Origin of the sequence: Agrobacterium leguminum (genome assembly GCF_005144435.2) — a bacterium.
GTDB classification, from domain to species: domain Bacteria; phylum Pseudomonadota; class Alphaproteobacteria; order Rhizobiales; family Rhizobiaceae; genus Agrobacterium; species Agrobacterium leguminum.
Genome location: NZ_CP120212.1, coordinates 36742 through 62178 on the forward strand (window position 1 = coordinate 36742; position 25437 = coordinate 62178).

At 60.6% G+C, this 25437-nt stretch carries 21 protein-coding genes; 10 read left to right on the plus strand and 11 right to left on the minus strand.

All coding sequences use genetic code 11. The features are described from left to right. Window positions 1-12: 12 nt before the first annotated feature. The 3 genes from CFBP4996_RS14710 to CFBP4996_RS14720 are packed head-to-tail and all read right to left on the minus strand — an operon-like array spanning window position 13 to window position 3147. Complete coding sequence (locus CFBP4996_RS14710; protein ID WP_080854747.1) at window positions 13-1014, minus strand: dipeptidase; 1002 nt, start codon at window positions 1012-1014, stop codon at window positions 13-15. Further along, complete coding sequence (locus tag CFBP4996_RS14715; RefSeq protein WP_080854746.1) at window positions 1011-1655, minus strand: 2-hydroxychromene-2-carboxylate isomerase; 645 nt, start codon at window positions 1653-1655, stop codon at window positions 1011-1013. Before CFBP4996_RS14715 ends, CFBP4996_RS14710 begins: the two co-directional genes overlap by 4 nt. Further along, window positions 1648-3147 (minus strand): flavin-containing monooxygenase, encoded by a 1500-nt coding sequence (locus CFBP4996_RS14720; RefSeq protein WP_080854745.1) that lies wholly within the window; start codon window positions 3145-3147, stop codon window positions 1648-1650. Before CFBP4996_RS14720 ends, CFBP4996_RS14715 begins: the two co-directional genes overlap by 8 nt. 375 nt (window positions 3148-3522) lie before the next feature. Here CFBP4996_RS14720 and CFBP4996_RS14725 point away from each other — a divergent pair, with 375 nt between their 5' ends. The 4 genes from CFBP4996_RS14725 (at window position 3523) to CFBP4996_RS14740 (ending at window position 7591) form a co-directional block, all read left to right on the plus strand. Continuing rightward, window positions 3523-4848, plus strand: a complete 1326-nt coding sequence (locus CFBP4996_RS14725; protein WP_080854744.1) for an LLM class flavin-dependent oxidoreductase — start codon at window positions 3523-3525, stop codon at window positions 4846-4848. Between the two features lie 153 nt (window positions 4849-5001). After that, complete coding sequence (locus CFBP4996_RS14730; protein ID WP_080854743.1) at window positions 5002-5997, plus strand: aliphatic sulfonate ABC transporter substrate-binding protein; 996 nt, start codon at window positions 5002-5004, stop codon at window positions 5995-5997. Then, on the plus strand, window positions 5994-6863 hold the full coding sequence (locus tag CFBP4996_RS14735) for an ABC transporter permease (protein ID WP_080854742.1): 870 nt from the start codon (window positions 5994-5996) through the stop codon (window positions 6861-6863). The genes CFBP4996_RS14730 and CFBP4996_RS14735 overlap by 4 nt, the downstream gene beginning before the upstream one ends. Further along, window positions 6860-7591, plus strand: a complete 732-nt coding sequence (locus CFBP4996_RS14740; RefSeq protein ID WP_080854741.1) for an ABC transporter ATP-binding protein — start codon at window positions 6860-6862, stop codon at window positions 7589-7591. Before CFBP4996_RS14735 ends, CFBP4996_RS14740 begins: the two co-directional genes overlap by 4 nt. Here CFBP4996_RS14740 and CFBP4996_RS14745 read toward each other — a convergent pair. Beyond that, entirely contained in the window at window positions 7584-9509 is a 1926-nt protein-coding gene (locus CFBP4996_RS14745; RefSeq protein ID WP_080854740.1) for a GAF domain-containing protein, read from the minus strand. The genes CFBP4996_RS14740 and CFBP4996_RS14745 overlap by 8 nt on opposite strands. Before the next feature lie 119 nt (window positions 9510-9628). On the opposite strand from CFBP4996_RS14745, the gene CFBP4996_RS14750 reads away from it, so the two are divergent. Next, on the plus strand, window positions 9629-10852 hold the full coding sequence (locus tag CFBP4996_RS14750) for an MFS transporter (RefSeq protein ID WP_080854739.1): 1224 nt from the start codon (window positions 9629-9631) through the stop codon (window positions 10850-10852). A 9-nt stretch (window positions 10853-10861) separates the two neighbouring features. Next, entirely contained in the window at window positions 10862-12253 is a 1392-nt protein-coding gene (locus CFBP4996_RS14755) for an amidohydrolase (protein WP_080854738.1), read from the plus strand. Window positions 12254-12280: 27 nt separating this feature from the next. Here the strand turns inward: CFBP4996_RS14755 and CFBP4996_RS14760 are convergent, their stop codons facing one another. The 7 genes from CFBP4996_RS14760 to CFBP4996_RS14790 form a co-directional block, all read right to left on the minus strand. Beyond that, window positions 12281-13108, minus strand: a complete 828-nt coding sequence (locus tag CFBP4996_RS14760; protein WP_059757170.1) for a carbohydrate ABC transporter permease — start codon at window positions 13106-13108, stop codon at window positions 12281-12283. Further along, entirely contained in the window at window positions 13105-13989 is an 885-nt protein-coding gene (locus tag CFBP4996_RS14765) for a carbohydrate ABC transporter permease (protein WP_162936116.1), read from the minus strand. Before CFBP4996_RS14765 ends, CFBP4996_RS14760 begins: the two co-directional genes overlap by 4 nt. A gap of 67 nt (window positions 13990-14056) precedes the next feature. Beyond that, window positions 14057-15331, minus strand: coding sequence for an extracellular solute-binding protein (locus CFBP4996_RS14770; protein ID WP_080854737.1), 1275 nt, complete (start codon window positions 15329-15331; stop codon window positions 14057-14059). Between the two features lie 73 nt (window positions 15332-15404). After that, window positions 15405-16478: an ABC transporter ATP-binding protein gene (locus CFBP4996_RS14775; protein ID WP_080854736.1), complete on the minus strand. Its 1074-nt coding sequence runs from the start codon at window positions 16476-16478 to the stop codon at window positions 15405-15407. 7 nt (window positions 16479-16485) lie between these two features. Then, window positions 16486-17997: an arabinosylfuranosidase ArfA gene (gene arfA, locus CFBP4996_RS14780; protein ID WP_080854735.1), complete on the minus strand. Its 1512-nt coding sequence runs from the start codon at window positions 17995-17997 to the stop codon at window positions 16486-16488. A 123-nt stretch (window positions 17998-18120) separates the two neighbouring features. After that, the gene (locus tag CFBP4996_RS14785; protein ID WP_065656073.1) at window positions 18121-19050 is read right to left on the minus strand and encodes an ArsR/SmtB family transcription factor; all 930 of its coding nucleotides are present in this window, start codon (window positions 19048-19050) and stop codon (window positions 18121-18123) included. A gap of 183 nt (window positions 19051-19233) precedes the next feature. After that, window positions 19234-20541 (minus strand): ABC transporter substrate-binding protein, encoded by a 1308-nt coding sequence (locus CFBP4996_RS14790; RefSeq protein ID WP_080854734.1) that lies wholly within the window; start codon window positions 20539-20541, stop codon window positions 19234-19236. Window positions 20542-20653: 112 nt separating this feature from the next. Between CFBP4996_RS14790 and CFBP4996_RS14795 the strand changes: the two genes are divergently transcribed. Genes CFBP4996_RS14795 through CFBP4996_RS14810 form a run of 4 tightly spaced genes read left to right on the plus strand, consistent with a single transcriptional unit; the run spans window position 20654 to window position 25386 of the window. Further along, window positions 20654-21718, plus strand: a complete 1065-nt coding sequence (locus tag CFBP4996_RS14795; RefSeq protein WP_080854733.1) for a LacI family DNA-binding transcriptional regulator — start codon at window positions 20654-20656, stop codon at window positions 21716-21718. Next, window positions 21711-23588 carry a DUF2264 domain-containing protein gene (locus CFBP4996_RS14800; protein ID WP_080854732.1) on the plus strand — a complete coding sequence of 626 codons (1878 nt, stop codon included), beginning with the start codon at window positions 21711-21713 and terminating at the stop codon, window positions 23586-23588. The genes CFBP4996_RS14795 and CFBP4996_RS14800 overlap by 8 nt, the downstream gene beginning before the upstream one ends. Further along, window positions 23585-24601 (plus strand): hydroxyacid dehydrogenase, encoded by a 1017-nt coding sequence (locus CFBP4996_RS14805; protein WP_080854731.1) that lies wholly within the window; start codon window positions 23585-23587, stop codon window positions 24599-24601. The genes CFBP4996_RS14800 and CFBP4996_RS14805 overlap by 4 nt, the downstream gene beginning before the upstream one ends. Next, entirely contained in the window at window positions 24598-25386 is a 789-nt protein-coding gene (locus tag CFBP4996_RS14810) for a sugar phosphate isomerase/epimerase family protein (protein WP_080854730.1), read from the plus strand. Before CFBP4996_RS14805 ends, CFBP4996_RS14810 begins: the two co-directional genes overlap by 4 nt. The last annotated feature ends 51 nt before the right edge of the window (window positions 25387-25437 follow it).

Here is a 25437-nt window from a genome sequence, read left to right on the forward strand (position 1 = left end):
TTTTCGATATTGTCAGTTTACGGGCCGCCAGGCGGCATCCAGCACACGCAGCCAGTTCTGGCCGAGAAGTTTGAGAACGAGCGTTTCGCTCCAGCCGCGCGCCAGCATGCGGGCGGTGATGTTGGGCACCTCGCCAATGCGCTCGATGCCCTTCGGCTTGGAAATCTTGACCGTCGCGAATTCCGTCAGCGTGCGGGCCGTGCCCTTGTCGCGGTTGGCCCAGAGCTGCCAGGGACCCGGACGCGGCCGCTCCTGCGAAAAATCCGTGCCGATGCCGACATGATCCTCGCCGACGAGATCGATGACATAGGCCATGGCGTCGAGATAATCCTCGACCGTGGCGTCGTTTCCAGCGGCAAGTCCCGGCGCGAAAAGGCTGATGCCGATGATGCCGCCCTTTTCCGCACAGGCCTTGAACAGTTCATCCGGCTTGTTGCGCTTCACATCGCGCAGCGCCCGCGGCAGCACATGCGAGATACAGACCGGCGCTTGCGAGCGGGCGATGACATCGGCCGTCGTTTTGTCCCCGACATGGCTCAAATCGCAGAGCACGCCGACGCGGTTCATCTCCGCCAGCACCTCGCGGCCGAAGCCGGTCAGGCCGCTGTCGTTTTCTTCGAGATACCCGGCGCCGGAATAGTTCTGGGTATTGTAGGTCAGCTGCATGATGCCGACGCCTAGATCCTTGAAGATTTCGACATAATCCAGCTTGTCCTCGAGCGGCGAGGTGTTCTGCCAGCCGATGATGATGCCGGTCCTGTTCTCCGCCTTGGCCGCGTGAATATCGGCAACCGTCCGCACCGGGCGGATAAGGTCGTCGTTTTCCCGCAGGAAACGCTTCCATTCGCTGACATAACCGATGCCCTCACGGAAATTTTCCCAGATCACGCTCGAGACGTTGACGGCGGTGAGGCCGCCGGCGCGCATGTCCTCGAATATCGACCTGCTCCACTGGCAGGTTTGCAAACCGTCGATGACGATGGCGTCATTATGGAGTTTTGCGGCATCGGTCATGCGGATGTCCTCACTGCGGATTGCGAAAGCTGCTGCTTGAGCGCCCCAAGGGCGCGGCTGACGAATTCCAGACGGTCCTGCCCCCAGAAAAGTTCGCCGTTCACCACATAGGTCGGCGTGCCGAAAATCCCGAGACGTTCGGCCTCTGCCAGATTTCCCTGCCATTCCGCCACGATGTCTTCCGGCTGCGGATCGCGCACGAGGGCAGCACCTTCTGAGCCGAGGACGGCCTGCGCGATGGTGCGCAGTGTGTCGGGATCGGCAATGTCGCACTCTTCGCTCCACAAGGCGCGCTGGATGGCGAAGGACAGGCTGATCGCATCGAGCCCGGCCTTCTGCGCGGCGATGACGAGCTGGGCGGCCCGTTCGATGGTGGCGCAGGGGTAGAACTTCGGCGTCAGGTTGAGCGGCATGTCGAGATAACGCCGCCACCGATCCAGTTCCACGGCATGATAGCTTTGCCGGGCATCCGGGCGGCTGCGCAGCGGAATGCCACCATTGGCCTCGATGATGCGGATGGGCCGCAACACGATTGCGGCGCCATGTGTGCGGGCGACTTCCACGGCTCGTGGCGCGCCGAAATAGGCCCATGGCGAAGAAATGCCGTAAAATATCTCCAGTTTCAGCGCCGCTTCAGCCATTGGCATGCTCCTTGATCCTGTCCTGCGCGTCCGCATCGCGCCATTCCTCGCCGGTGATTTCAGCGGCGTCGTGGTTCATGAAAGTTTCGAAATGACGGGCGCGGTCTTCGACGAAGAGAGACCTGGCGATGCCCTGCGCCAGCCGCTCCGCCCCCGGGCTGACGGCCGGAATGCCGCTGGTGATTTTCCCGTGGGAGGGAACAGCCGGATAGGCGAAGCAATGGATGCGGGAAATCGCCTCCGCCTCGGCGGCCGGCAGACCCGGTTTCGGCAGAAACTCGAAAGCCGGCCCGAGATAGGGATAGGACCCCAGCGCGTCATTCTCCTCACCGGCCGGCGGCTGATAGGCGTCGCGCCAGAGCAGGACGCGGCCGCTCAAGGCGGTAAATTCCGGCCGCCGGGCGAAATCGACGTCGAAGCCGGTGGCGAAAATGATGAGATCGGCCGGATAGCGCCCCTTCGGGGTCTCGATTTCCACCGCATCGCCCGCTTCCGTCAGGCTGAGAACGGGACTGCCCAGATGGAAGAACGCATTGTCATGGCGCGAGACCCTGAGGACGCTGTGGCGCGGCGGTGGAATCTGTGTGCGCTCCGCCTCGACCATGAAGGCCCAGCGGTCAGCATCGGGCAGGCCGATATAACCGTGGGTCATGCCGAGGCTGGCAATACCGCCGAATTTTTCAACCCGGGGGATGTCGGTCCTGCGAATGAAAAGATCGACGCGAGCCGCCCCCGCCTCCAGTGCTGCGGCTGCATTGTCCATCGCCGAAGCACCGGCGCCGACCACCGCGACACGTTTGCCGTGCCATGCGCCCACGTCGAATACATCGCCGCTATGGCGCACGAAGCGGGCGGGAACCGTTTTCGCCACATCCGGCAGACGCGGCGCACCGAGGCCATCGAGCCCCGTCGCCAGGATCACCCGGCGCGCCAGAATTTTTGCTGGACCTTCCGGCCCCAGAAAATCGAGCGCGAGCAGGCCATCCTCGCGCAGAACGAGACCGGCAAGTTCGGTATCGTTGCTCACCGGCAGCGCCAGCACATTGCGATACCAGACCATGTAAGCCATCCAGGCTTCACGCGGTATGAGCACCATCTCCTCATAGGCGCGTGCGCCGAACTGCGCCTCGAACCATGCGCGGAATGTCAGAGAGGGTACGCCGAGCGCCGGCCCGGCCAGCTCCTTGCGGGTGCGCAATGTCTCCATCCGCGCACTGGTCACCCACGGGCCCTCCCGCCCGCTGGGCGCCCTGTCAAAAGCGCGGATATTGTCGATACCGGCAAATGAAAGAGCCGCAAGCGCGGTCAACCCGCAGAGCCCGGCGCCGATGACGGCGACATCCAGCACCTCGGAACCGTTGGGAGAGGTGCGCGGTACCCACGGCTTTGCCGGTCGCTCAAGCAGGGCGAGCTCCTGCGCAAGCCTCGCCTCTAGCGCCGGCAAGCCGCCCGCATTCACAGACATTGCGTCGGTTTTGCGATCTTCCATCATGTTATTTCTGAATTAATGAGCGTTAAAAATTCTATTTAAGCATTATAAGAAACACAGAAGCGGAAATCCGGAAAGCAAAAATCTTCTAATCATTCGCAGTTTTCGGCAAATTTTCGCGCAAGCGGCAAGGAGTGAAGCTCGGCCCGCCGATTCTTGCGCTCGACGGGATGGAAACGAGACCGGCGCGGGTGACCGGATCATCGCCAAATGCAGAATTTCAGCAAAAATCTTTCGGTTCGGAAATCATAATCGGAATAGTCTTTGCCGCGCCAATCCCCCGGCGGGGATATCGTCGCGACGAGCAAAGGCCTGCCTGTGGCTGAAGCCCTCCGCAACGCGCCGCGCAAGCCAAAACATCGACGAAAGTGAAGTCCAATGGCAAATGATCGCAAACTGCATCTCGGCGCCTTCATGCGGCCCGTCAGTCTCCACACGGGTGCATGGCGTTATCCGGGCGCCTTCCCTGATGCGAATTTCAATTTCGCTCATCTGGCGCGCTTCGCACAACAGCTCGAGGCCGCGAAATTCGATGCATTTTTCATGGCCGATCATCTGGCGGTGCTGAACATGCCCACAGAGGCGCTGCGCCGCAGCCATACCGTCACCTCCTTCGAGCCCTTCACCCTGCTTTCGGCGCTCGCCGCCGTCACCTCCCGCATCGGGCTGGTCGCCACCGCGTCCACCACCTTCGACGAGCCCTATCACGTCGCCCGGCGTTTCGCCTCGCTCGATCACCTCAGCAACGGTCGCGCCGGCTGGAACATCGTCACCACGTCAAATCCCGACGCGGCCCGGAACTTCGGCCGCGAGGAACAGCCGGATCATGCCGAGCGCTATGGCCGCGCGCGGGAATTTTACGATGTTGTCACCGGGCTCTGGGATTCCTTTTCCGACGACGCCTTTATTCGGGATGTCGACAGCGGGCTGTTTTTCGATCCCGAAAAGATGCATGTGCTGGACCACAAGGGACCTGAATTTTCCGTGCGCGGACCGCTCAACATCGCGCGCCCGGTGCAGGGTTGGCCCGTCATCGTTCAGGCCGGAGCTTCCGAACCGGGACGCCAGCTTGCCGCCGAGACGGCAGAGGTGGTTTTTGCCGCAACCCCCACGCTTGCGGCGGGCAAGGCTTTTTATAAGGACGTCAAGGACAGGACCGTCGCCGCTGGCCGTTCGCGCGAGGGAATTGTCATCCTGCCGGGCGCTTTCGTTCTCGTCGGCGACAGCGTGGAAGAGGCGAAGGCCAAACGCGCCCGACTCGACAGTCTCGTCCATTATGACAGCGCAATCGCCTCGCTCTCGATTGCGCTCGGCCACGATGTTTCCGGCTTCGATCCCGATGGTCCCCTGCCTGATATTCCGGAAACGAACGCCAGCAAATCCAGCCGTGAAAGGGTGATCGAGCTTGCCCGAAGCGAGGGCCTGACGGTGCGCCAGCTTGCCCAGCGGTTGGGCGGTTATGCGGGTCTTGCCTTCGTCGGCACGCCAAAGACCATCGCCGACGAGATGGAACAATGGCTCCATGAGGAGGGTTCGGACGGTTTCAACGTCACCTTCCCTTTCCTGCCTGCCGGCCTCGATGACTTCACGACGCAGGTGGTGCCGGAACTGCAAAGGCGCGGGCTGTTCCGCAAGGACTATGAGGGGCCGACATTGCGCGACCATCTCGGCCTGCAACGACCGGCCAATCGTTTTTTCAGCTGAATAAAGCGCCGTCGCGCCGATCGCGCTCCTGGTAGGGAGATTTTCCACGTGGCTCGCAAAGTTTGGCATGAGGTTCCAGAAGGGCGGATTGACCTCAAAAACACCCGCCCATACCTTTTAAATACACAAAATACATAAATTAGGTGAATTAATATGAAGGCTGAACATTCACGCCGCCAGATCCTCAAATTCGGCATTGCCGGCGCTCTTGCCGCGCCGCTTGCCACGGGCAAGGCGCTGGCCCAGAGTCCCCCGGAATTTCCTGCCGAGCTGAAGCTGGACTGGGGATTTTACTCCTCCCATACGCTGCTGATAAAGAACAAGGGCTGGCTTGAGGAGGCTTTCAAGGATGTCGGCACGAAGATCACCTGGGTGCAATCCCGCGGCAGCAACAATTCGCTCGAATTCCTGAAGGTCGGCTCGACGGATTTTGCCGGCTCGGCCGCCCTTTCCGCCTTTCTCGCGCGCGCCAATGGCGTGCCGCTGAAGGTGATCTATGTGGCGAGCTGGGGCGGTTCGTCCATCATTCAGGTGCGCCCGGATTCGCCCATCAAAACCGTCGCCGATCTCAAGGGCAAGACCATTGCGGTCACCAAGGGCACCGCGCCCTATTTCACCCTCGTCCGCGCGCTTGACCAGAACAAGCTGTCCATCGACGACCTGAAGGTCGTGAACCTGCAACATCCGGAAGGCTTCAGCGCGCTTCAGCAGGGTCAGGTGGACGCCTGGGTCGGCATCGATCCGCACACGTCCCAGGCCGAGCTTGCAGGCGACCGGGCGATTTTCGACGAGCGCAGCTGGCGCGACGGCAGCGTCTTCAGCGTCTCCGAGGAGTTTCTGGCCAAATACCCGAAAGCGGTCGACAGACTTCTCGGCGTCTGGGTGCAGACGCAGAAGTGGATTCGTGAAAACAAAAGCGAATTCATCGATTTCGTCACGCAGGTCACCGGCAACGATCCCAAGATCACCAGGCTGACAATCGAGAAGCGCGACTGGAATAATCCCGTTCCGGGCGAGGAACTGCTGAACTCGATCCGCATCGTCACGCCGCTTCTGGGTGACGACGTCCTGCGCCCCGGCGTCAATGTCGACAATGTCCTGTCCTCGCTGAGCGATCCGGCACCGGCGAAAAAGGCGCTTGGCGCATGAATTCCCATCCGCGCGAATTCCAGCGCGTGAAACAGACTGCGGGACAATTCCCTTCCCGATTGCCGCTTGTGCAAAGGGTGGGGAATTTCCTTGGCCGTTTCGACCTGCGCGGCGCAATCGTGCCCGTCGGGTCGCTGCTGCTGCTTGAGCTTTTCGTTCGCCTCGGCTGGGTCAGCCCCTATGTGCTGCCGCCGCCTTCCGAACTTTACGATACGTTCCTGCGGCTTGCGGAAGGTCCCCTGTGGGCGAATGTTGCGGCCAGTACCGCGCGCGTCTTCGTCGGCTTCGTCATCGGTTCCCTGCTCGCCATCGTCGTCGGTTCGCTCGTCGGTCTGGTGATTGCCGCCGAACGTTATCTCGAGCCGACGTTTCAGGCGCTGCGGGCGGTTCCGAGCCTTGCATGGGTGCCGCTGCTGATGATCTGGTTCGGCATCGGCGAAACCTCGAAAATCGTGCTGATCGCCAAAAGCGCATTTTTCCCGGTCTATCTCAACCTCTTTTCCGGCATCAGGAATGTCGACCGCAAGCTGGTGGAGGTGGGCGAGATGTATCGCCAGCCGCTGCCCGTGCTGGTGTGGCGGATTTTCATTCCCGCCTCGCTGCCGCATCTCTTCACGGGCCTGCGTTACGGGCTGTCGCTTGCCTGGCTGAGCGTCGTTGCGGCCGAGCTTCTGGCCGCCTCGGAAGGTATCGGCTACATGCTCTCCGACGGGCGGGAGCTTTCCCGGCCCGATCTCGTCATGATCGCCATCATCTGCCTTGCGGTGCTGGGCAAGATTTCCGACAGCCTCTTCAAGGTCGTCGAAGACCGATGCCTGCGCTGGCGCGACACCTATCCGCTTCAGCAGGGAGGACGCCTGCGATGAGTTTGCTTAATGTCGATGTGCGCGAAAAGGCTTTCGGCGACACGGTGGTCCTTCAGGATATCCAGCTCACGCTGGGCGATGGCGAAGCGGCGGTTCTTCTCGGCCCCAGCGGCTGCGGCAAGAGCACGTTGCTGCGCATCGCCGCCGGCCTCGACCGGCGTTTTTCAGGCGCGGTCAGGGTTCAGCAGGACGAGGAGCAGGCATCGAACTCACCGCCCATCGCCTTCGTTTTTCAGGAACCCCGCCTGATGCCCTGGCTGACGGTTGCCGAAAACATCGGTTATGCGGCGGGGAGGAAATATGATGTCGGGCGTGTGGAAAGGTTGATCGACGATGTGGGTTTGAGCGGCCATGGCGGGGCGCTGCCGAAGGCCCTTTCGGGCGGCATGGCGCAACGTGTGGCAATCGCAAGGGCGCTCTATACCGAGCCGCGCATTCTGCTCCTCGATGAACCCTTCAGCGCGGTCGATGCTTTCACGCGGATGAAATTGCAGGATCTGGTGCTGAAGCTCGTCGAACAGCGCGGCATCTCCTTCCTGCTCGTCACCCACGATATCGACGAAGCGCTCTATCTCGGCGACCGGATTTACATGATGGGCGCCCATGACGGCCGTATCCAGCAGCGGATAGAGGTGGGCGTACCGCGCCCGCGCGACCGGCGGTCTCCGCAGCTCGCAAACCTCAAGAACGAGGTGCTGACCGCCCTGCACAATGCCCACGTCATCTGACGGCTGTGGTTTCACCCGAATAATCGGCGTGAAGCTGGCAGGCGAGGCTGAGCAGCGTAAAATCGGCCGCATCGGCAAGCCTGCGGCCGGTCAGCGTCTCCACGCGTTGCAGCCGCTGATAAAGCGTGTTGGAATGAATATTCAGCGCCTGCGCCGTGCGGGCGACGGACTTCCCCTCCTGAATGTAACGCGAAAGCGTTTCATGCAGGGTGCGATGTTTGGGATCGCGCAGCAGCGGTGCGAGAATCTGCCGCGTGAATTCAAGAATATCCTGCCGCGCCCTGCCCTCCAGCAACAGCTCCACCCCCATGTCGCGGTGGCGCAAAAGGCCCGATTGGCCGCGTCGCAGCAAAGCCTCGCTTGCCTGCGCAGCCAGATCGCGCGCGGCAAGATGGCCTTCGTTCGCATCGTAAATCTCGCTTGCGCCGATGCAGATGGCCTCTTTGCCGGCAATCTCGGCAACCGCCCGCAGGTTTCGCTCAAGTGCGGCGGTGGTGGAGGCGGAAACCAGCATGACGATCTGCTCGTCCTCGTGAAAGATGAGGGAATTCGACGCCGTCATTGCCTGCTGCAAATCGGATTGAGACTTGTAGAGGGATAGCTGCGGATTGGCCGAAACATCGCGCCTCGGCCCCCGCGCCACAAACACCTGATGGTAACGATCAAGCCGAAAGCCCTGATGGCTACGACGGCCATCGGGATCGACGCCGGCAGCCAGTGCCTCGAAATGCGCTTTCCTGCGGGCGTTCAGTACATCCATCCGCGACATGTCGTGCACGAAATCCAGCGCCACGAATGTCGCCAATGTGCCGAAAAGCACCTGATGGAAACCGGCATCGCCCGAGGCCCTGAAATGAAACTGGCCGACAGGGGCCTCCGCAACTTCCACCGTCTGCCGCAGCGTTTCACCGTCTTCCGTCCAGCCGGCGGAGCGATAGTCGAGACCAAGTACATTCTCGAACCGGAAATCGACGCGAAACAGTCCGGCAACGGCATGAAGCTGCTCCGTCATGCCGCTGCCCGTCGCAAATATGCGCAACAGCGCCTCATGCAATGCGACGGCACGGTCCAGTTCGGCATTTTTGCGGGCAAGGTCGCTGCGCATCTGCTCCAGCCGGCGCGAGGTGGCGACGGCGTTCTGATAGGCGAGCGAGCGCTGATAGGCGACCGCGATCTGCGTCGCCAGCGATTCCAGAACAGTCCTGTCGAAGACCGAAAAGGCGCCGTCGCTGGAAAAACACAGCGTCGTCAATGTGCCCAGACGTTTGCCCTCCGCCATGACGGGGACACAGAGCAGGGCATTCGCAATCTCCGACCGCTCCATGAAAGACTGGCTTTCGGGACGCATGACGCGGTGGGCGGCGATGATGTTCTGCCGGCCATTGTGAATGGCCGGCCGACCGGTGGCGAAAACTTCGCCCGAAACGGACTCGTTCGGCTGGACGCGATAATGGGTATAGTCGTCGGGCAATCCCTCATGCGAGACCGGAATGAGAAAACCGCTCTCCTCGTCGAACAGGCGAAAGACCCCGGCATCGCAATGGGGCAGCACGTTCATCACTTCGCGAAGGACGTTATGCACGATCTCCTTTTCATCCAGCGAATTGATGACCGCCGAATTCACTGAAGCCAGCATTTCGAAGGTTCTCGTCTGAAGGCCGATGACCGCTTCGTGTACAGCCTGAAGAATTCGGCCCACGACCTTCTCGCCGTCACGGTCGCGGATCTCAAATTCCGTCCGCTTGGCGGTATAATAGGAATGATCGACCGAAAGATGCCGATTTCCTTCTTTTATTTCAACGATATGGGAGATCCCAACCGACAATTCCCGGCCGTCGGCATCGATGGTTCTGAGCTGAACAGCCTGCGATTGCACCATTTCACGCAGGATGGGATGCGCATGGAGATCGATTTTCAAGCGCGAATCCTCCTGTGTTAATACACATTAAATTTCAGATTTTTATGGCGCTTTCAACATATGAATTATTCGTGGCGGTGACACAAACTTAAAAATCAAAAATAATGGGAACCGCTAAAATGCTTTCTGCGATAAAACGCCGCCATATTATCATTGGAATGCTGTTCGTCTGCTGGGTCGTCGGCTTTCTGGACAAGACCGCAATCAACTATGCGATCATTCCGATCAGCGAGGAATTCGGCCTTGGCACCGATCATCAAGGCATGATCATCAGCGCCTTTTTCCTCGCCTATTCGATGACACAACTGGTTGGCGGCTATCTTGTCGATCGCTTCGGTTCGCGCCGGGTATTGAGTTCGGCGGTGGCCGTCTGGTCGTTCGGCACGGTCGCCTCCGGCGTCGTCACCAGTGCGGTTGGACTGGCCGCCGCGCGGGCGATCACGGGTTCGGGGGAAGCGATTTTCCCGGCCGGAGGATCGGTCGCGATCACCGAGAATTTCGAGAAAACCCAGATGGCCCGCGCCAAATCGGTGCTGCAATCGGGCGCTTCCGTCGGCTTCGCGCTCGGCGCCATCGTCATCACCACGCTGATTTCATTCTATAGCTGGCGCATCATGTTCTTCGTTCTGGGTTCGGTCGGCGTCATTCTGTCGATTGCGCTCTACACCGTCATGAAGCCGCGCTCGCAGACGCTGGCGGCACGAGACGCCAGCCCCAGGGTTTCCGAAAGACAGCGCATCGCCGGATTGCTAAAAAATACGCTGACCTGGAAGATCGCCTCGGTCTATTTCTTCACCAACATCGTCTTCTGGGGCCTGCAATCCTGGCTGCCCTCCTACTGGGTGAAGGTAAAGGGCATGAGCATGGTGGAAATGGGCGCATATTCCATGATCCCGCCAGCGCTTGGCTTTGTCTCTTTCCTCACCTGCGGCTGGCTGCTGGACCGCTTTTTCCACCAGAAGGAAAAATACCTCATCTGCATCGGCTCGGCCGTGTCGGCGATCTTCATCTATCTGATGGCGAACGCGCAATCCATTCCGCTGGCCTTTGCCTATCTGTCGGTTTCGAACGTGTTTCTCAACGCCATCTCGATCAGTGTCTTCGTCAGCATCATGAAACACTTTCCGCAGAATTCGATCGGCACGGCCACCGGCCTCATCAATTCGCTGGCGCAGCTTGGCTCGTTCGCCTCGCCCATGCTCATCGGCGCCGTTCTTTCCGCCACCGGACAGAATTACGGTATCGCCTTTGCGGTGATCGTCGGCTGCGCCGTAATCGTCTGCGCCATCGCCGCCACCTTCCCTGCCATTCACGGCAACAAAACCGTCGAACAGACCGCCTGAAGGAAGACCATGACTTATATCGACATCATCGAGCGCACCGTCGCCACCCATGCGGATAATCTGAAATCCGTGGCGGATGCCATCTGGTCCTTCGCCGAAATCCGTTACGAGGAAACAAAGTCGGCGGCCCTGCTGGCGGACGAGCTGGAAAAGGCGGGCTTCGCCGTCACCCGCAATGCCGGCAATATCGAAACCGCCTTCGTCGCCAGCTATGGCGAAGGCCACCCCGTCGTGGCCATTCTCGGCGAGTTCGATGCCCTGACCGGCCTTAGCCAGGAAAGTGGTGTCGCCAGCCACACGCCGATCACCGAGGGTGGAAACGGCCATGGCTGCGGCCACAATCTTCTCGGCACCGGCGCGCTTGCGGCAATCCTCGCGCTCAAGGCCTGCAAGGACGAACTGAAGCTTGAAGGCACGATCCGCTATTACGGCTGCCCGGCCGAAGAAGGCGGCGGCGGCAAGGCCTATATGGCCCGCGAAGGCCTGTTTGCCGATGTGGACGTCGCCTTCACCTGGCATCCATGGGACGAAAACCTCGCTTACAATGCGCGCATGCTGGCCACCAACCAGCTCTATTTCACCTTTCGCGGCACCAGCGCCCATGCCGGGTTCGAGCCGCATCTTGGACGCTCGGCGCTCGATGCGGTCGAACTGACCAATGTCGGCTGCAACTACCTGCGCGAGCACATCATTCAGGACGGCCGCATCCACTATGCCATCACCGACACGGGCGGGCGAGCGCCCAATGTGGTGCAGTCGCAGGCGCAGGTGCTCTACAAGGTCCGGGCGCCCAGAATGGATCAGGTCCGCGACATCACCGAGCGCGTCAAGGATGTCGCGCGCGGCGCGGCGCTGATGACTGGAACCGAGCTGCAGATCACCTTCGACGCGGCATCGGCCGATCTCGTGCCGAATGTGACGCTCGCCCGGATGATGCATCGGGAATTCGAAAAGATCGGCGTTGCCGCCTTCTCCAACAGCGAGAAGGATTTTGCCGGGTCCATTCAGAAGACCTTCTCGGCCGAAGTGCAGACCCGCATCGCCAGACGCGGCAAGGTCCTTTCGGAAGACCTGAACGGTTTTCAGGAAGAGCCAACCTTCCTGCACGGTTCAACCGATGTCGGCGATGTCAGCTGGCTGGTGCCGACCGGTCAGGTCTATGTGGCGACCGAGGCCTATGGCACACCGCCACACACCTGGCAGATGGTGGCGCAGGGAACCTCCGGTTACGCCCACAAGGGCATGTTGCAGGCCGGCAAGGTCATGGCCGCCTCCGCCGTGCAGGCCATGCTCGATCCGGCAATGATCGCCGCGGCGAAAGCCGAGCATCGCGAGCAGTTGAACGGCGAAAGCTATGTGCCGCTGATACCGGCGGATGCGACGCCGCAGCGCCTGCGCTGAGGTAGAGGAGCGGCGTTTCAGCCGCCCTCACCCCTTAACACCCGACGAAATCATGATCGCCTCCGTCACACGCCGCTGGAAGATGACATAGGCGATGATGACCGGCAGGGCCGCCAGCATGGCGACAGCCATCAGCCGCGCATAGGCGACACCGAAAGCATCGTTGACCTGGGTGATGCCGACCGGGATCGTCATCATGTTTTCGGAGGTGACCACGAGGAAGGGCCAGAAGAAGGCGTTCCATACCGTAATGAAGGTCACGATCGCCATGGCGGTCGTGATGCCCCAGTTGAGCGGCAGATAGACCCGGAACAGGATCGTGTATTCGCCGCCGCCATCCAGCACCACCGCTTCGCGCATCTCCTTCGGCACGCTGTCGAAAAACTGCTTGTAGACGATGATGACGATGGGCGTGATCAACTGCGGCAGGATGATGCCCGCCCAGGTGTTGATGAGGTTGAGGTTCTTCATCAGGATGAACTGGGTGACGACCAGCGTTTGCGCCGGCACCATGAAGCTTGCCAGCACGATGCCATAAAGCAGCCGCCTGCCCGGAAAGCGTATCTGCGACAGCGCATAGGCGCAGAGCATGGAAATGAACAGCACCGAGATCGTGACGATGACCGCCGTGCCGATGGAGTTCACATACCAGGTCATCAGCCGGGTATTGAATATCGCATTGAAATAAGCGCCGAGGCGGAACTCGTCCGGCAAAAGCGACATGTTGCCGGCAACGTTCTCATCGGCGCGAAGCGAGGTGACGAAGCTCCAGTAGAGCGGAAAAATCCAGACGAGGGCCGCCGAAAAAGTCAGCAGCGTCAGAACGAGGTTCTCGAATTTTCTCATCGGGCTCATGAATTCCTCCGGATGCGCAGCAGCTGGAACTGGAAAACGGAAACGATGACGATCAGCAGGAAAAGCACCGTCGCCACGGCAGACGCATAACCGCCATTGTTCATCTGGAAGGCCTCGCGGTAGACCTTGAGGAGCAGCACGAAGCTGGAATTGAACGGCCCGCCGCCGCTTAAGAGGTAGATCTGATCGAATATCTTCAGTTGCAGGATCAGTTGCAGCGTCAGCACCAGCGCAGTGACCGGCCACAGAAGCGGCCAGGTGACGCGGCGGAAGCGCTGCCAGGTCGTCGCGCCATCCAGAGCCGCAGCCTCATAAAGCTCGGCCGGTATGTTCCGCAATCCGGCGATGAAGAGCAGCACATTGAAGCCGTTCGTCCACCAGATGGTGACGACGGCAACCATCGGCATGACCCAGTAGGGGTTCTTGAAAACGGCGACGGGTTTGCCCGCCAGCAGCGATATGACCGGCTGGAGAATGCCGAACTGCAGATCGAGCATCCACGCCCAGATTTCGGTGACGACCGAAACCGGCAGCACATAGGGCAGGAAAAACAGGCTCATGACAATCGTCTGCTTCACGCCCGAGAGGCGGCTGACGGCGAGCGCGATCATCAGGGCGATGACGGTCGTGGGCACGACGGTCAGAAGCACGAAATAGCCGTTGTTCTTGAGCGAGGTGACGAACAGGCGGTCGCCCAGCAGCTTCGCGTAATTCTCCAGGCCGACCCAGTTTCCCTCACCGATCAGCGGCGCGTCAGTGAAGCTGATGCGCACCATCTCTATCAGCGGATAAAGAAAGAAGGTGGTGAAGACCAGAACGAACGGCGTCACCATCGACAGCGCGATCAGCGATTTCTTGCGCCGGTTTTCAATCATAGCCATGGAATGTCTCCGGGAGCTTGCGCATTGCACTCTGCCCTCCGGCCTCAACCGGAGGGCAGGCTGCCGATTACCTGAGCTTGCCCTGCAGCTCATCCTTGATCTGCTCCACGGCGTCGGTGCTGCTCATGAAGCCCTGAATGGCAGGGGCGATGACGTTGAGAGCGGCATCGTAGGCGGGCGAAGCGACCCCGGTAATGGTGGTCTTCGGATCGAACACCGCCGCTTCCGCCAGCGAGGCATAGGTGGCATTCGGCTGCATCGCTTTGTATTCGCTGCTTTCGGTGATGGATTTGTAAGCCGGAATATGCCCGGCATCGGCCCAGCTGATCGCGTGTTTTTCCATCCAGCCGATCACCTTCATCACCGCAGCGCGTTTTTCGCCGGAGACCGTTTTGTCACCTTCATTCGGAATGGCGAAAGCATGGGAATCCGCCCAGGTGGCGCGCTTGCCCATCAGGGGCGGCACTTCCACCGCACTCCATTTGAAGCCGAGCTTGCCGTTCTTTTCCAGATCCTTGTAGGTCGGAACTTCCCAGACGCCGTTCAGCTGGAACGCGGATTTGCCGGCAGAGAAGAGCGCCACCGACGCCTCATATTCCGCCTGTTCGGGGGCCCAGCCGTTTTCCCGCCATCTGGACAGGGTCTCGATGGCTTTTGCCGCCTTTTCGGCATTGTCGCCGGCGAGAACCTCCTTTTCGGTGACGAGTTCGCCGCCCTGTTGCGACAGCAGCGTATAAAAGACGCGCCACACCCCGCCTTCGCCACCCGATTGATAGGTGATCGGCGTCTGGACGCCATTGTCCTTCGCCCAGGCCAGCGCCTTCTCGAAATCCTCGATCGTCTTGATGCCGGTCAGCTTGCCCTCGGCATCGAGATAGGGCGAGCCTTTCAGAAGATCGGCGTTGTAATAAAGGACAAGCGCATGGATATCGAACGGCACGGCGTAAAGTTTGCCGTTCTGGGTGGCCGCATCCACGGGTGCGCTGAAGAAGTCTCCGGTCTTCAGCCCCGCATCCTCGAGATCCTTTTCGGTGATTTCGCTCAGCACTTTTTCTTCAAGGCCGAGCGGCGCGCGTGACAGGTGATACGTCATGATATCCGGCCCCTCACCCACCGCGGAGGCCGTGCGCACCTTGGTATAAAAGGGCACGCCCCATTCGAGCGTCGTTCCCTTGATCTGGATGTCGGGGTGTTCCTTGTTGAAGGCATCGATCAACGCCTTCATGCGCACGCCGTCACCGCCCGACAGAAAGTCCCACCAGACGATATCCTGCTTCGCGAGAGCCGGCAGGGCGCTGAGACCCAGAGCCGCACCAACAAGCAATGTCTTGATCAGTCGCATCGTTCACTCCTCCCGTTTGATCGAACATCCCGTTGAGGGATGGTTTGCTGTTTCGAAAGACGCCTCCTCGCGCCTATCGCAACCGTCTGCCGTCATTGTCGAAGACAAGGACATGGTCGGGCGAGGCGGTAAGCGATACCGGCCGGCCATCCAGCCTTTCCCGCGTGCCTTGCCGCTGCACGATGATTTCCTTCCCGGATCCGGTGCGGGTATAGAGGTAGGAAAGATCGCCAAGCTCCTCCGCGACCTCGACGACAACCGGCAGGGCGCCCTGTTCCGTAATCTTCAGATGCTCCGGCCGAATTCCGATCTCGACCCGCTGGCCGGGGGAAACGGACAGGGCAAGCCGGGCCCTGAGATGCCCCGCCCCGCCCTCGGGCGCGAGCGTCACGATGCCATCCGCCTGGGAGACGATATCGGCCCGCAGGAAGTTCATCGCGGGCGATCCGATAAAACCCGCCACGAAGCGGTTGTCCGGATCGTCGTAAAGGGTGAGCGGTGCCCCCGCCTGCTGCACGATGCCGCCCTTCAGCACGAAAATCCTGTCCGCAAGCGTCATGGCCTCCACCTGGTCATGCGTGACATAGATCATCGTCGCGCCCAGCTTGCGGTGAAGCCGGGTCAGTTCCAGCCGCATCTGCACACGCAGTTCGGCGTCCAGATTGGACAGCGGCTCATCGAACAGGAATACTTTCGGCTGCCGCACGATGGCGCGGCCGATGGCCACGCGCTGTCTCTGGCCGCCGGAAAGCTGCGAGGGCCGTTTGTGCAGATGCTCCTCAAGCTGGAGGATACGCGCGGCCTCGCCCACCCTCTCCGTCACCTCCGCCTTCGGCCGGCGGGCAAGACGCAGGCTGAACGCCATGTTCTCGAACACCGTCAGATGCGGATAGAGCGCATAGTTCTGGAACACCATTGCAACGCCGCGATCCGCCGGTTCGACCGCGGTGACATCACGCTCATCGATGGCGATACGCCCGCCGCTGGTTTCCTCAAGGCCGGCGATCATGCGCAACAGGGTGGATTTTCCGCAGCCGGAAGGCCCCACGAAGACCGCGAAGCTGCCGGCTGGAATTTCCATCGAAACATCCCGGATCGCCGCGAAGGATCCGAAGGACTTGGCGACATTGTTGAGACGGACACCCATGGCCGCCTCACTGAACCTTCAGCCGCAGCACATGATAGGATAGCGCAGGCACCGAACCCTTCAGCGCCCCGTCCTCCACGGCGACGCCGCTGCCCGGCACCGGCACGACGCGATCCGGCTGATCCGGGCCGTTGCCGAGGCGCAGATCATATCCCGCCATGGCAAGATGCAGGCTGAGAGTGGCGGATGAATAGCCGGTGAGGCTGACATCGATCTCCGCCGCTTCTGTCAGATGGCGATTGAGCACGAACAGCGTCACGACGCCTTCCGCTTCGTCATAAACACCGGCAACATCGAGATATTTGACGTCGTCGGCCGCGTTGCAATCGTAAGTCGGGCAATCGACGGCGACGTTCAGCGCGACGCCACGGCCATAAAGCGAGGCGAACTGATAGGGATAATAGATCGTCTGCCGCCAGGCTGGCCCGTTCTTTTCCGCCCGGATGGGGGCGATGACATTGACGAGCTGGGCGATGCAGGCAATGCGCACGCGGTCCGAACGGCGGATGAACTCATTGAGCAGACCGGCGACAAAAAGCGCGTCCTCGAAATTATAAGTCTCTTCCAGAAGTGCGGGCGCTTCCGGCCAGTCCCAGCTCTTGATGCGTTTGCCGTCTTCTTCGCGGATATGATACCAGACGTTCCATTCGTCGAAGCAGATGGAAACCTCGTTTTTGGCGCGCTTCTTGGCCTTCACGTAATCGATGACCCCGGCAATCGTCTGGATATAGCGCCCGGTTTCCTCGATCTTGCCGAAATAATTCAGCGTATCGCGGCTGTTATTGCCGAAATATTTGTGCAGCGAGATGTGGTCGACATTCTCATAGCATTCCTCCAGCACCTCGCGCTCCCATTCGGGATAGGTCGGCATACCGTCATTGGAACTGCCGCAGACAATCGCTTCAATCGTCGGATCGAAACCCTTGAAGGCCTTGGCCGTCTCGTTCGCCAGACGGCCATATTCCACCGCCGTCTTGTGACCGATCTGCCAGGGACCGTCCATTTCGTTGCCGAGGCACCACATTTTCACACCGTGGGGTTTTTCCGCGCCGTGGCTGCGGCGCAGATCGCTGAGCGTGGTGCCCCCCGGAAAATTCACATATTCGAGGAAATTGCGGGCATCATCCAGACCACGGGAACCGAGATTGACGGCGAGCATCATCTCGATGCCGGCCATCTGCGCCCAGTCGGCGAATTCGTTGATGCCGATCTGGTTGGTTTCCCTGGAGCGCCATGCGAGATCGAGACGGATGGGGCGCTGGTCGCGCGGTCCGATGCCGTCTTCCCAGCGATAGGCCGAAACGAAGTTGCCGCCGGGATAACGGATGGCCGGAATTTTCAGGTCCTGCACGAATTTCAGAACGTCCCTGCGGAAGCCGTTCGCGTCCGCCTGCGGATGGCCGGGCTCATAGATGCCGCCATAGATGGCACGCCCCATATGTTCGATGAAGGCGGAATAAAGACGATCGTCGATACGACCAATCCGGAAGTCCCGGTGGACTGAAACCCGCGCTTTCATAAGGCTCTCCTCCCCTGCGCATTTATATCTTAAAATATGATATAAACCATATTTGATAATATAGTTGCCGAGGGAATCCGCGCCTGTCAACCGCGAAAATCATACTTTTGAAAATTGGCTGGATCAGCCTGCGGTGCGCAGGCGCAGAACGATGTCCTGATCGTAATTCCCGAAGCCGCGGCCAAAGATATTCAGCCCGCCCGGATGTTTTGCATCGGCCTTGACCTCGATGCGCAGGCGGATGGAACGGTGGCTGGTCAGATCGATATCCGCCAGCGTCACATCCGAAATCCGGGTTCCGTCGACATAGGTTCCCTGCGCGGTGATGCGCCAGGTCTTGAGCATGCCATATTGGGAACCGGAGAGCTTCCACCAGTCCGGCGTAAACGCACCGCGCTTGTCGCCGAAGTCGCCGGGCGAGGTCCAGACGCCGATTTCCCGGCCGTTGACGGATAGCGTAATATCGGACGGCCAGTTGCTGTGCGTTCCCGGCACTTCAGAGCTGACCTCCATCGAAAACTCGATTTCTTCGACTTCCCGGCCTTGAATCTTGGCATTATTGGGAAATTGATATTCCACGAAGCCGGAGGTCAACCATAGCAGCGCCGCCTTCATGCGGTCCGGATCCATGAATGTATCGGGCACATCGAGAAGGCCGATGATGCCCTCCGGCGAGCAAATGCCGCAGGGCGCGGTTACCGAACTTTGGGTGTAGAGACCGAGCGGCATAGCGACCGCGATGTAATTTGATGCGGCCGGCGCCTCGGGTTTTCGGAAGGAAACAATCAGTTCGTCACAGGTGGCGAAACAGATTTTCTGGTTGCCCTTGCGCGCCTTGCGCGTTTCGGTTCGCAGCAGCCCCGCTTCCTCGAGAACGGCCACGCCGGCGGAAACGGTGGACTGGGGAAGCTCCAGTCTCTGCGCAATTTCGTTGACGTTGAGGCCGCTCGCCTCATGCAGCAACTTCAATATCTGCACGCGGATCAGCGACGCCGCCGCTTTCAGGACATCGAATTCTTTTTCAGCATCAACGAGGAGGAAATTGGGCGCCATATTCTAATCTTCAGATTTATCGATCCAGATCAGAATTTCTGGCTTAAATGCCATGCACTTGTCCAGTGCTGTTTGTCATGCTGGTGCTTTTGAAAGGCGTGAAGCGCCATTCACCCCCGTCACTTCACAAAAAAGAGCACCGCCACACGGTCTCGATACCGCGCGGCGGTGCCCGTTTCGTCGTCAGCCGCGCTTGCGCAGGGTCCGCGTGCCGGTGTCGACGAGGTTTTGCGCCGCTTCATCCACGCTGGCGCGGCCGAAGGCGAGCGAATCGGCGATGGGGCGCATCACGCCGCGGTCGAACTCGTTGGCGCCGATCGGTGCGGGTTCGGGATAGGTATCGAGCTTGCCCGACAGGCTTTCGATATAATCCACCGTCTTGCGCTCGGTCTCGTTGAGACTTGGCAACAGGGCCTCGCGCACGACCTTGGCGGGCGGCACGCCACGCTCGACGCCGAGCACCTTGCCGGCTTCCAGATCGTTGACGAAGAAGTTGATGAATTTCGCCGCCGCTTCCGCATTGGTCGAGGTGGACGAAATGGACCAGATGAGACCCGGCCGGTAATAATGCCCGGTCGGCTTGCCCGGCCCCTCACCCGGCAGCATGCCGATGGACAGCGTTTGTTTATTCAGCTTCTGATAACCGACAAGCTGGTTGGAATAGGCAAAACCGATGGCCGAATTGCCGAGCGTCAGGGCGTTGGATTCGATGGTATTATCGTCACGCGTCTGGATATCGGCGGAAACGCAGAGCTTGTTCTCGCGCAGATCCTCCCAATAGGCGAACCATTCCTTCGCATCTTCCTTGTTGAAGCCGATGGTGCCATCCTGAAACAGCAGCTTGCCGCGCTGGCGCAGCCAGACATCGAAAACATAATGATAACGCGCGCCATAGGGCACCGCCCAGTAGTTCCGTTTTGCCGGACCGTTCTTCTTGAAATCGCGCGCCAGTTCCGAGAGCGCCTTCCAGGTAATCTGGTCCTGCGGCACGGAAACGCCGGCTTCCTTCAGCGTGTCGGCATCATACATCATGCAGAAGGAATTCAGCCCAAGGCCGACGCCGTAAAGCTTGCCGTCGATGCGGCAGAGATCGACCTCGCTTTTGCCGAAGGTGGAAAGATCGAGCGACTTGCCGACGAACTGGTCCAGCTCCATGCAGGCGCCACGGCCGGAATAATCGGCGATGGTGGAAGGTTCAAGCTGGAAGATATCGGCGACGTTGCGCCCCGCCATCGATGTCGCAAGCTTGGTCCAGTAATCGGAACCGGCGATCATTTCGCCGCTGATTTCCGTTTGCGGGTTAGCCTTCTGATAAAGGGCGATCACGTCGTTGGTGCGCTTGCTGCGGTCGGCAGATCCCCACCATACGCAGCGAAGCCGGGTCTCAGCCGCGGCCGCGCGAAAACCGCCCCCCACTGCACCAAGACCGACCACGCCGAGACCGGCCAGCGCCGCCGTCACCAAAAATCCACGTCTGTCGATAGTTTGCATCTGCTCCTCCCGCGTTTTGCAAATTTTTCACTGACTACTAAAATTCTTGCAAATTTTCCTCGTTTGCAATATTTGCATCATATCAGAATTTTTTGCAAGCGCAGGAGATGATATGAACGATACGCCCGACATCAGCCGCCCGCGCCAGTCGGATATCGCCCAGCGCGCCGGCGTTTCCATCAGCACCGTCTCGCGCGTTCTTGCGGGAGAAAAAGGTATCAGCGCGTCGATCCAGACCAAGGTTCTGGGGGTGGCCGCGGAGCTCGGTTATCCGTTGCGATCGGTTGCGAACCAGACCGGCGGCGTGCCGCTGGAGGGCAAGAAAATCCTCGCACTCATGTCCGCCGAAAGGGCGACCGGCGATATCGGCGCTTTTTATCACGATATTTTCGACATGCTGCGCAGCCTTGCCCAGACCGACGGTTTCGAACTCGACATCCGGCTCTTGCACCAGAAACAGGTGGATGATGCGCTGACCCAGCGGGTCTGCGAGGTGGACGGCCTTCTCGCCATCGGCCTCGACCCGGAGGACGAAATCATCCACCGCATCACCCAGGGTGTGCTGCAACCGGTTCTGGTCAACAGCGCCGATCCCTCGATGATGCTGGACTGCGTCTCGCCCTCCAATTTTTACGGCGGCGCGCTGGCGGCGCGGCGGCTTCTGGAACTCGGCCATCGCAAGGTCGCCTATATCGGCCCGCATCATCGCCACACCATCAGGGAGCGCATGCGTGGCTTTCGCCACACGATCCTCGAGGAAGAGGGAACGACCTATGAGGAGTTCCTGCTTTCGACGGCGGATAGCGGCTTCGGACAGGCGGGCGATGCGGTTCGCCAGCTATTGGCCAAAAACCCTGAACTCACCGGCATTTTCTGCATGAATGACGCGATTGCGCTCGGGGCGCTCGGGGCGGCGCAGGAGCTTGGCCTGGCCGTGCCGGACGATCTTTCCATTATCGGCTTCGACGACCTGCCCTTTGCCGAACTCTCCACGCCCCGTCTCAGCACGATCCGCGTCGACCGCCGCGAAATCGCCCGCGAGGCGGTGGAGCTGATGCGCCGCCGGCTGACGGAACCCTCCGCCAATGCCCGCCAGGTACAACTTGGCGTGCAGCTGGTGGAAGGACAGACGGCCGGTAAGGCAAAAAAGACGGGAAAGGCGGCACGCGATGCATGACACCATGAGTAAGCCCACCATGGCCAGATTTAATCCGCTGCATGGCAATCCGCTCAAAAGCCGCGTCGATGTCCGACGAGCGCTCGACGACAGTTTCGCGCCGCTCCTTCCCTATTTTTCACCGGGCGGCGCAAGAGTGACGCTGAGCGGCACCGCCGCGCATTTCGACCGGGCGGCGGCCGATCTGGAAGGTTTCGCCAGGCCGCTCTGGGGCATCGCGCCGCTTGCGCTGAGCGGCGATCATTTCGACCATTGGCCGCTTCTGGCGCGGGGAATAGCCAACGGCACCGATCCTTCCCATCCCGAATATTGGGCCGACGTGCGCCAAAGGGATCAGCGGCTGGTGGAGCTTGCCGCGCTTGGTTTTGCGCTGCGGCTTGCGCCGCAGCACCTGTGGGAACCGCTCTCCGACGCGCAGAAAGACAATGTGCGCCGCTATCTGCTGACGGCGCGCGAGCGCAATTACGCCGACAATAACTGGAAGTTTTTCCGGGTGATGGTCGATATGGCGCTGGATCATCTCGGCATCGACTTCGACCGCAGCCTGACAGAAACATTCCAGAAGGAACTGGATGAATTCTATATCGCCGACGGCTGGTATCGCGATGGCAATTACCGCCGCATCGACCATTACATCGCCTTCGCCATGCATTTTTACGGCCTGATCTACGCGAAACTCAGCAAGCCTGACGATGCCTACGCCGCACGCTACCGGGAGCGAGCGCGCCTCTTCGCCGGCGATTTCGCCAGCTGGTTCGATGAGGATGGCGGCACGCTCGCCTTCGGCCGCTCCATGACCTATCGCTTCGCCTGCGGCGGCTTCTGGGCCGGCCTCGCTTTTGCCGATGAGGAGGCGCTGCCCTGGGGCGAGATCAAGGGGCTTTATCTGCAGCATCTGCGCTGGTGGGCGAAAAAGCCGATTGCCGACCGCGACGGCGTGCTTTCCATCGGCTACGCCTATCCGCAGCTCACCATGTCGGAAAGCTATAATTCGGCAGGCTCGCCCTATTGGGCCTTCAAGGCCTTCCTGCCGCTCGCCCTGCCGGAAAGCCATCCCTTCTGGCAGGCAGAGGAAAAGCAGCCCGAAACATCCGCAAAACCAAAGCCGCTCATTCATCCCGGCATGGTTATGATGCAAACGAAGGGCAATGTCACCGCGCTTTCCAGCGGGCAGGAAAACCTCTCCATGCGCGGCGGGCCGGAGAAATATGCCAAATTCGCCTATTCATCCCGTTACGGTTTCGGCGTCGAAGTGGATGAGCGCGGTTTCAGGACCAACGGTTTCGACAACATGCTGGCATTCTCCGAAGACGGCCTGCATTACCGCGTGCGCGAGACCAACGAAAAGGTTCTGCTGGCCGCGGAAAGCCTGCGGGCAACGTGGAAGCCCTTCCCGGATGTGGCGGTTGAAACTTCGCTGGTTGCGGCTGGCGGCTGGCATATCAGGCTGCACCGGATCACCTCCGCCCGCCCCCTTTCGGTGACCGAAGGCGGCTTCGCAATCAACCGCAACGATGGCGACCGCGATGCCGTGCGCGAAGAGACCGGCCGGGCGACAGCCGATTGCGGCACAGACATATCCGCCATTGTCGATCTCGGCTCCAGCATAAGCCGCCACGGCGTGGCGCTGAAGGCGCTGCCCAACACCAATCTCATCAACGCCAAGACCACGGTGCCGCAACTGCGGGGCGAGATTCCGGCGGGCGAAACCCTGCTTGCCTGCGCCGTCTTTGCCGGGGTGACCGAGCCAGAAAGCGAAACAGCGTTGGCGACAGTTCCGGCACTTCCGGACATGGAGGCGCTCGACCGCCTGTTTGCGGAACGGGGCGTTCCGGTCAGCAGCATGGCGGCAACGGGAGAGCCGCAATGACGCGCCCGCTTCCGCGTCTCAGCCTTGCCATGGACCCGGAGCGAACCCAGCATGTGCTGACACCGCAGGCGCTCGAAAGGCTGTCGCGGAGCGTCGATATTCTCGACACGGGGCGGATCTGCGATTTCCACGATCCAGCAGTGAAAGAGCAGCTGGTGCGGACGGAGATTCTTCTGACCGGCTGGGGCTGTCCGGATATCGGCGCGCGGGAACTGGCGCTGATGCCGCGCCTCAGGCTGATTTCCCATGCCGCCGGCACGGTCAAATATTTCCTGTCGCAAGCGGTGTTCGATCGTGGCGTTACCGTGTGCAGCGCAGCGGAAGCGAATGCGCAGCCGGTCGCCGAATTTTCGCTGGCGATGATCCTGCTGGCCGGCAAGCGCACCTTCGGCTTCCGACGCCTTTATCTGGAGCATCGCGACCGCGCCCCTGTCGAGCGATTGCAGGCGCAGGCCATCGGCAATCTCGGCCTGACGGTCGGCATCGTCGGCGCATCGCGCATCGGACGTCGCGTCATCAATCTGTTACAGCCCTTCGATCTCAACCTCATCCTTTTCGATCCGCTTCTAAGCGCTGCGGAGGCGGAAAAGCTCGGCGTGCAGCTTGTGTCGCTCGAGGAGCTGATGGCGGTGAGCGATGTCATTTCGCTACATGCACCCTCCCTGCCGCAGACGCGGCATATGATCGGCGCGGCAGCGCTTGCCCGCATGAAGGACGGCGCGACCCTGATCAATACGGCGCGCGGTGCGCTGGTGGATGAAGACGCGCTTCTGGCCGAAGTGAAAACCGGACGCATCGAAGCCGTCATCGACGTGACCGACCCGGAAGTGCCGCCGCCGGACTCACCCTTTTACAGCCTGCCGAACGTGTTCCTGACGCCGCATATCGCCGGCGCCACCGGCCTTGAACGCGCAAGGCTCGGCGACATGGCGATTGCCGAGATCGAACGCTTCTGCCGCGCGGCACCCTTGCAACAGCAGGTGCGGCCGGAACATCTGGAACTGATCGCATGAGATTTTTCGAGCCGGGCCTCTGCTCCGTCACCTTCCGCTCCCTGTCGCCACAGGCAGTTATCGAGCTTGCCGCCGCAAACGGCATCAGGTCCATAGAATGGGGTGCGGATATCCATGTACCGCCCGGCGATCTCGAAAATGCAAGGGATGTGGCAGCGCGGACGGCGGAAGCCGGCCTCTCCGTCTCGTCCTACGGCTCCTATATCTTTGCGCCGGATTTTGCGCCGGAAGATGTGACCGCCGTGCTGGAAACAGCAAAAGCGCTCGGCACCGGCCATATCCGCATCTGGCCCGGCAGCCGCAAACGCCCATCTGCCGATTACTCCCCCGGCGAACGCCGCGCGGCAACGGAAGCGCTGGCGACAATCGCCCGCCGGGCGCACGACTATGGCATGACAATCGGCCTCGAATATCACCCCAACTCACTGACGGACACCCTGCCCTCGGCCCTGCAGCTCATGCAGGATTTGCCGATGCCCAACCTCTTTTTCTACTGGCAACCCGCCCCCGGCCTGCCGCTGAAGGACGCGCTTGCGGAAATATCCGCACTTAGCCCACGCATCTGCCATCTCCACGTCTTCGCCTGGCTCGCCGACGCCAGCCGCCTGCCGCTTCGCGAACGGGCGGATTTTTGGCGGGCGTGCGTGGATGCATTGCCGGAAGGCGACTGGACGAAGACGGCTTGCGCGATGCTGGAATTCGTCAGGGGTGATGACATCGGCCAGTTTGGGGAAGATGCGGTGACGCTAAGCAAGATACTCGCTGGCCACAGAGCGGCCGATTAGTGCACGATCGAAACCTCCCGCGCGACGTCATTCTCGGCCCTGTGCCGAGGA

Bases quoted from the DNA above. Each gene is read 5' to 3' on its own strand.
- CFBP4996_RS14710 (WP_080854747.1), bottom strand. From the start codon at position 1,014: ATGACCGATGCCGCAAAACTCCATAATGACGCCATCGTCATCGACGGT.
- CFBP4996_RS14715 (WP_080854746.1), bottom strand. From the start codon at position 1,655: ATGGCTGAAGCGGCGCTGAAACTGGAGATATTTTACGGCATTTCTTCG.
- CFBP4996_RS14720 (WP_080854745.1), bottom strand. From the start codon at position 3,147: ATGATGGAAGATCGCAAAACCGACGCAATGTCTGTGAATGCGGGCGGC.
- CFBP4996_RS14725 (WP_080854744.1), top strand. From the start codon at position 3,523: ATGGCAAATGATCGCAAACTGCATCTCGGCGCCTTCATGCGGCCCGTC.
- CFBP4996_RS14730 (WP_080854743.1), top strand. From the start codon at position 5,002: ATGAAGGCTGAACATTCACGCCGCCAGATCCTCAAATTCGGCATTGCC.
- CFBP4996_RS14735 (WP_080854742.1), top strand. From the start codon at position 5,994: ATGAATTCCCATCCGCGCGAATTCCAGCGCGTGAAACAGACTGCGGGA.
- CFBP4996_RS14740 (WP_080854741.1), top strand. From the start codon at position 6,860: ATGAGTTTGCTTAATGTCGATGTGCGCGAAAAGGCTTTCGGCGACACG.
- CFBP4996_RS14750 (WP_080854739.1), top strand. From the start codon at position 9,629: ATGCTTTCTGCGATAAAACGCCGCCATATTATCATTGGAATGCTGTTC.
- CFBP4996_RS14755 (WP_080854738.1), top strand. From the start codon at position 10,862: ATGACTTATATCGACATCATCGAGCGCACCGTCGCCACCCATGCGGAT.
- CFBP4996_RS14760 (WP_059757170.1), bottom strand. From the start codon at position 13,108: ATGAGCCCGATGAGAAAATTCGAGAACCTCGTTCTGACGCTGCTGACT.
- CFBP4996_RS14765 (WP_162936116.1), bottom strand. From the start codon at position 13,989: ATGGCTATGATTGAAAACCGGCGCAAGAAATCGCTGATCGCGCTGTCG.
- CFBP4996_RS14770 (WP_080854737.1), bottom strand. From the start codon at position 15,331: ATGCGACTGATCAAGACATTGCTTGTTGGTGCGGCTCTGGGTCTCAGC.
- CFBP4996_RS14775 (WP_080854736.1), bottom strand. From the start codon at position 16,478: ATGGGTGTCCGTCTCAACAATGTCGCCAAGTCCTTCGGATCCTTCGCG.
- arfA (WP_080854735.1), bottom strand. From the start codon at position 17,997: ATGAAAGCGCGGGTTTCAGTCCACCGGGACTTCCGGATTGGTCGTATC.
- CFBP4996_RS14785 (WP_065656073.1), bottom strand. From the start codon at position 19,050: ATGGCGCCCAATTTCCTCCTCGTTGATGCTGAAAAAGAATTCGATGTC.
- CFBP4996_RS14790 (WP_080854734.1), bottom strand. From the start codon at position 20,541: ATGCAAACTATCGACAGACGTGGATTTTTGGTGACGGCGGCGCTGGCC.
- CFBP4996_RS14795 (WP_080854733.1), top strand. From the start codon at position 20,654: ATGAACGATACGCCCGACATCAGCCGCCCGCGCCAGTCGGATATCGCC.
- CFBP4996_RS14800 (WP_080854732.1), top strand. From the start codon at position 21,711: ATGCATGACACCATGAGTAAGCCCACCATGGCCAGATTTAATCCGCTG.
- CFBP4996_RS14805 (WP_080854731.1), top strand. From the start codon at position 23,585: ATGACGCGCCCGCTTCCGCGTCTCAGCCTTGCCATGGACCCGGAGCGA.
- CFBP4996_RS14810 (WP_080854730.1), top strand. From the start codon at position 24,598: ATGAGATTTTTCGAGCCGGGCCTCTGCTCCGTCACCTTCCGCTCCCTG.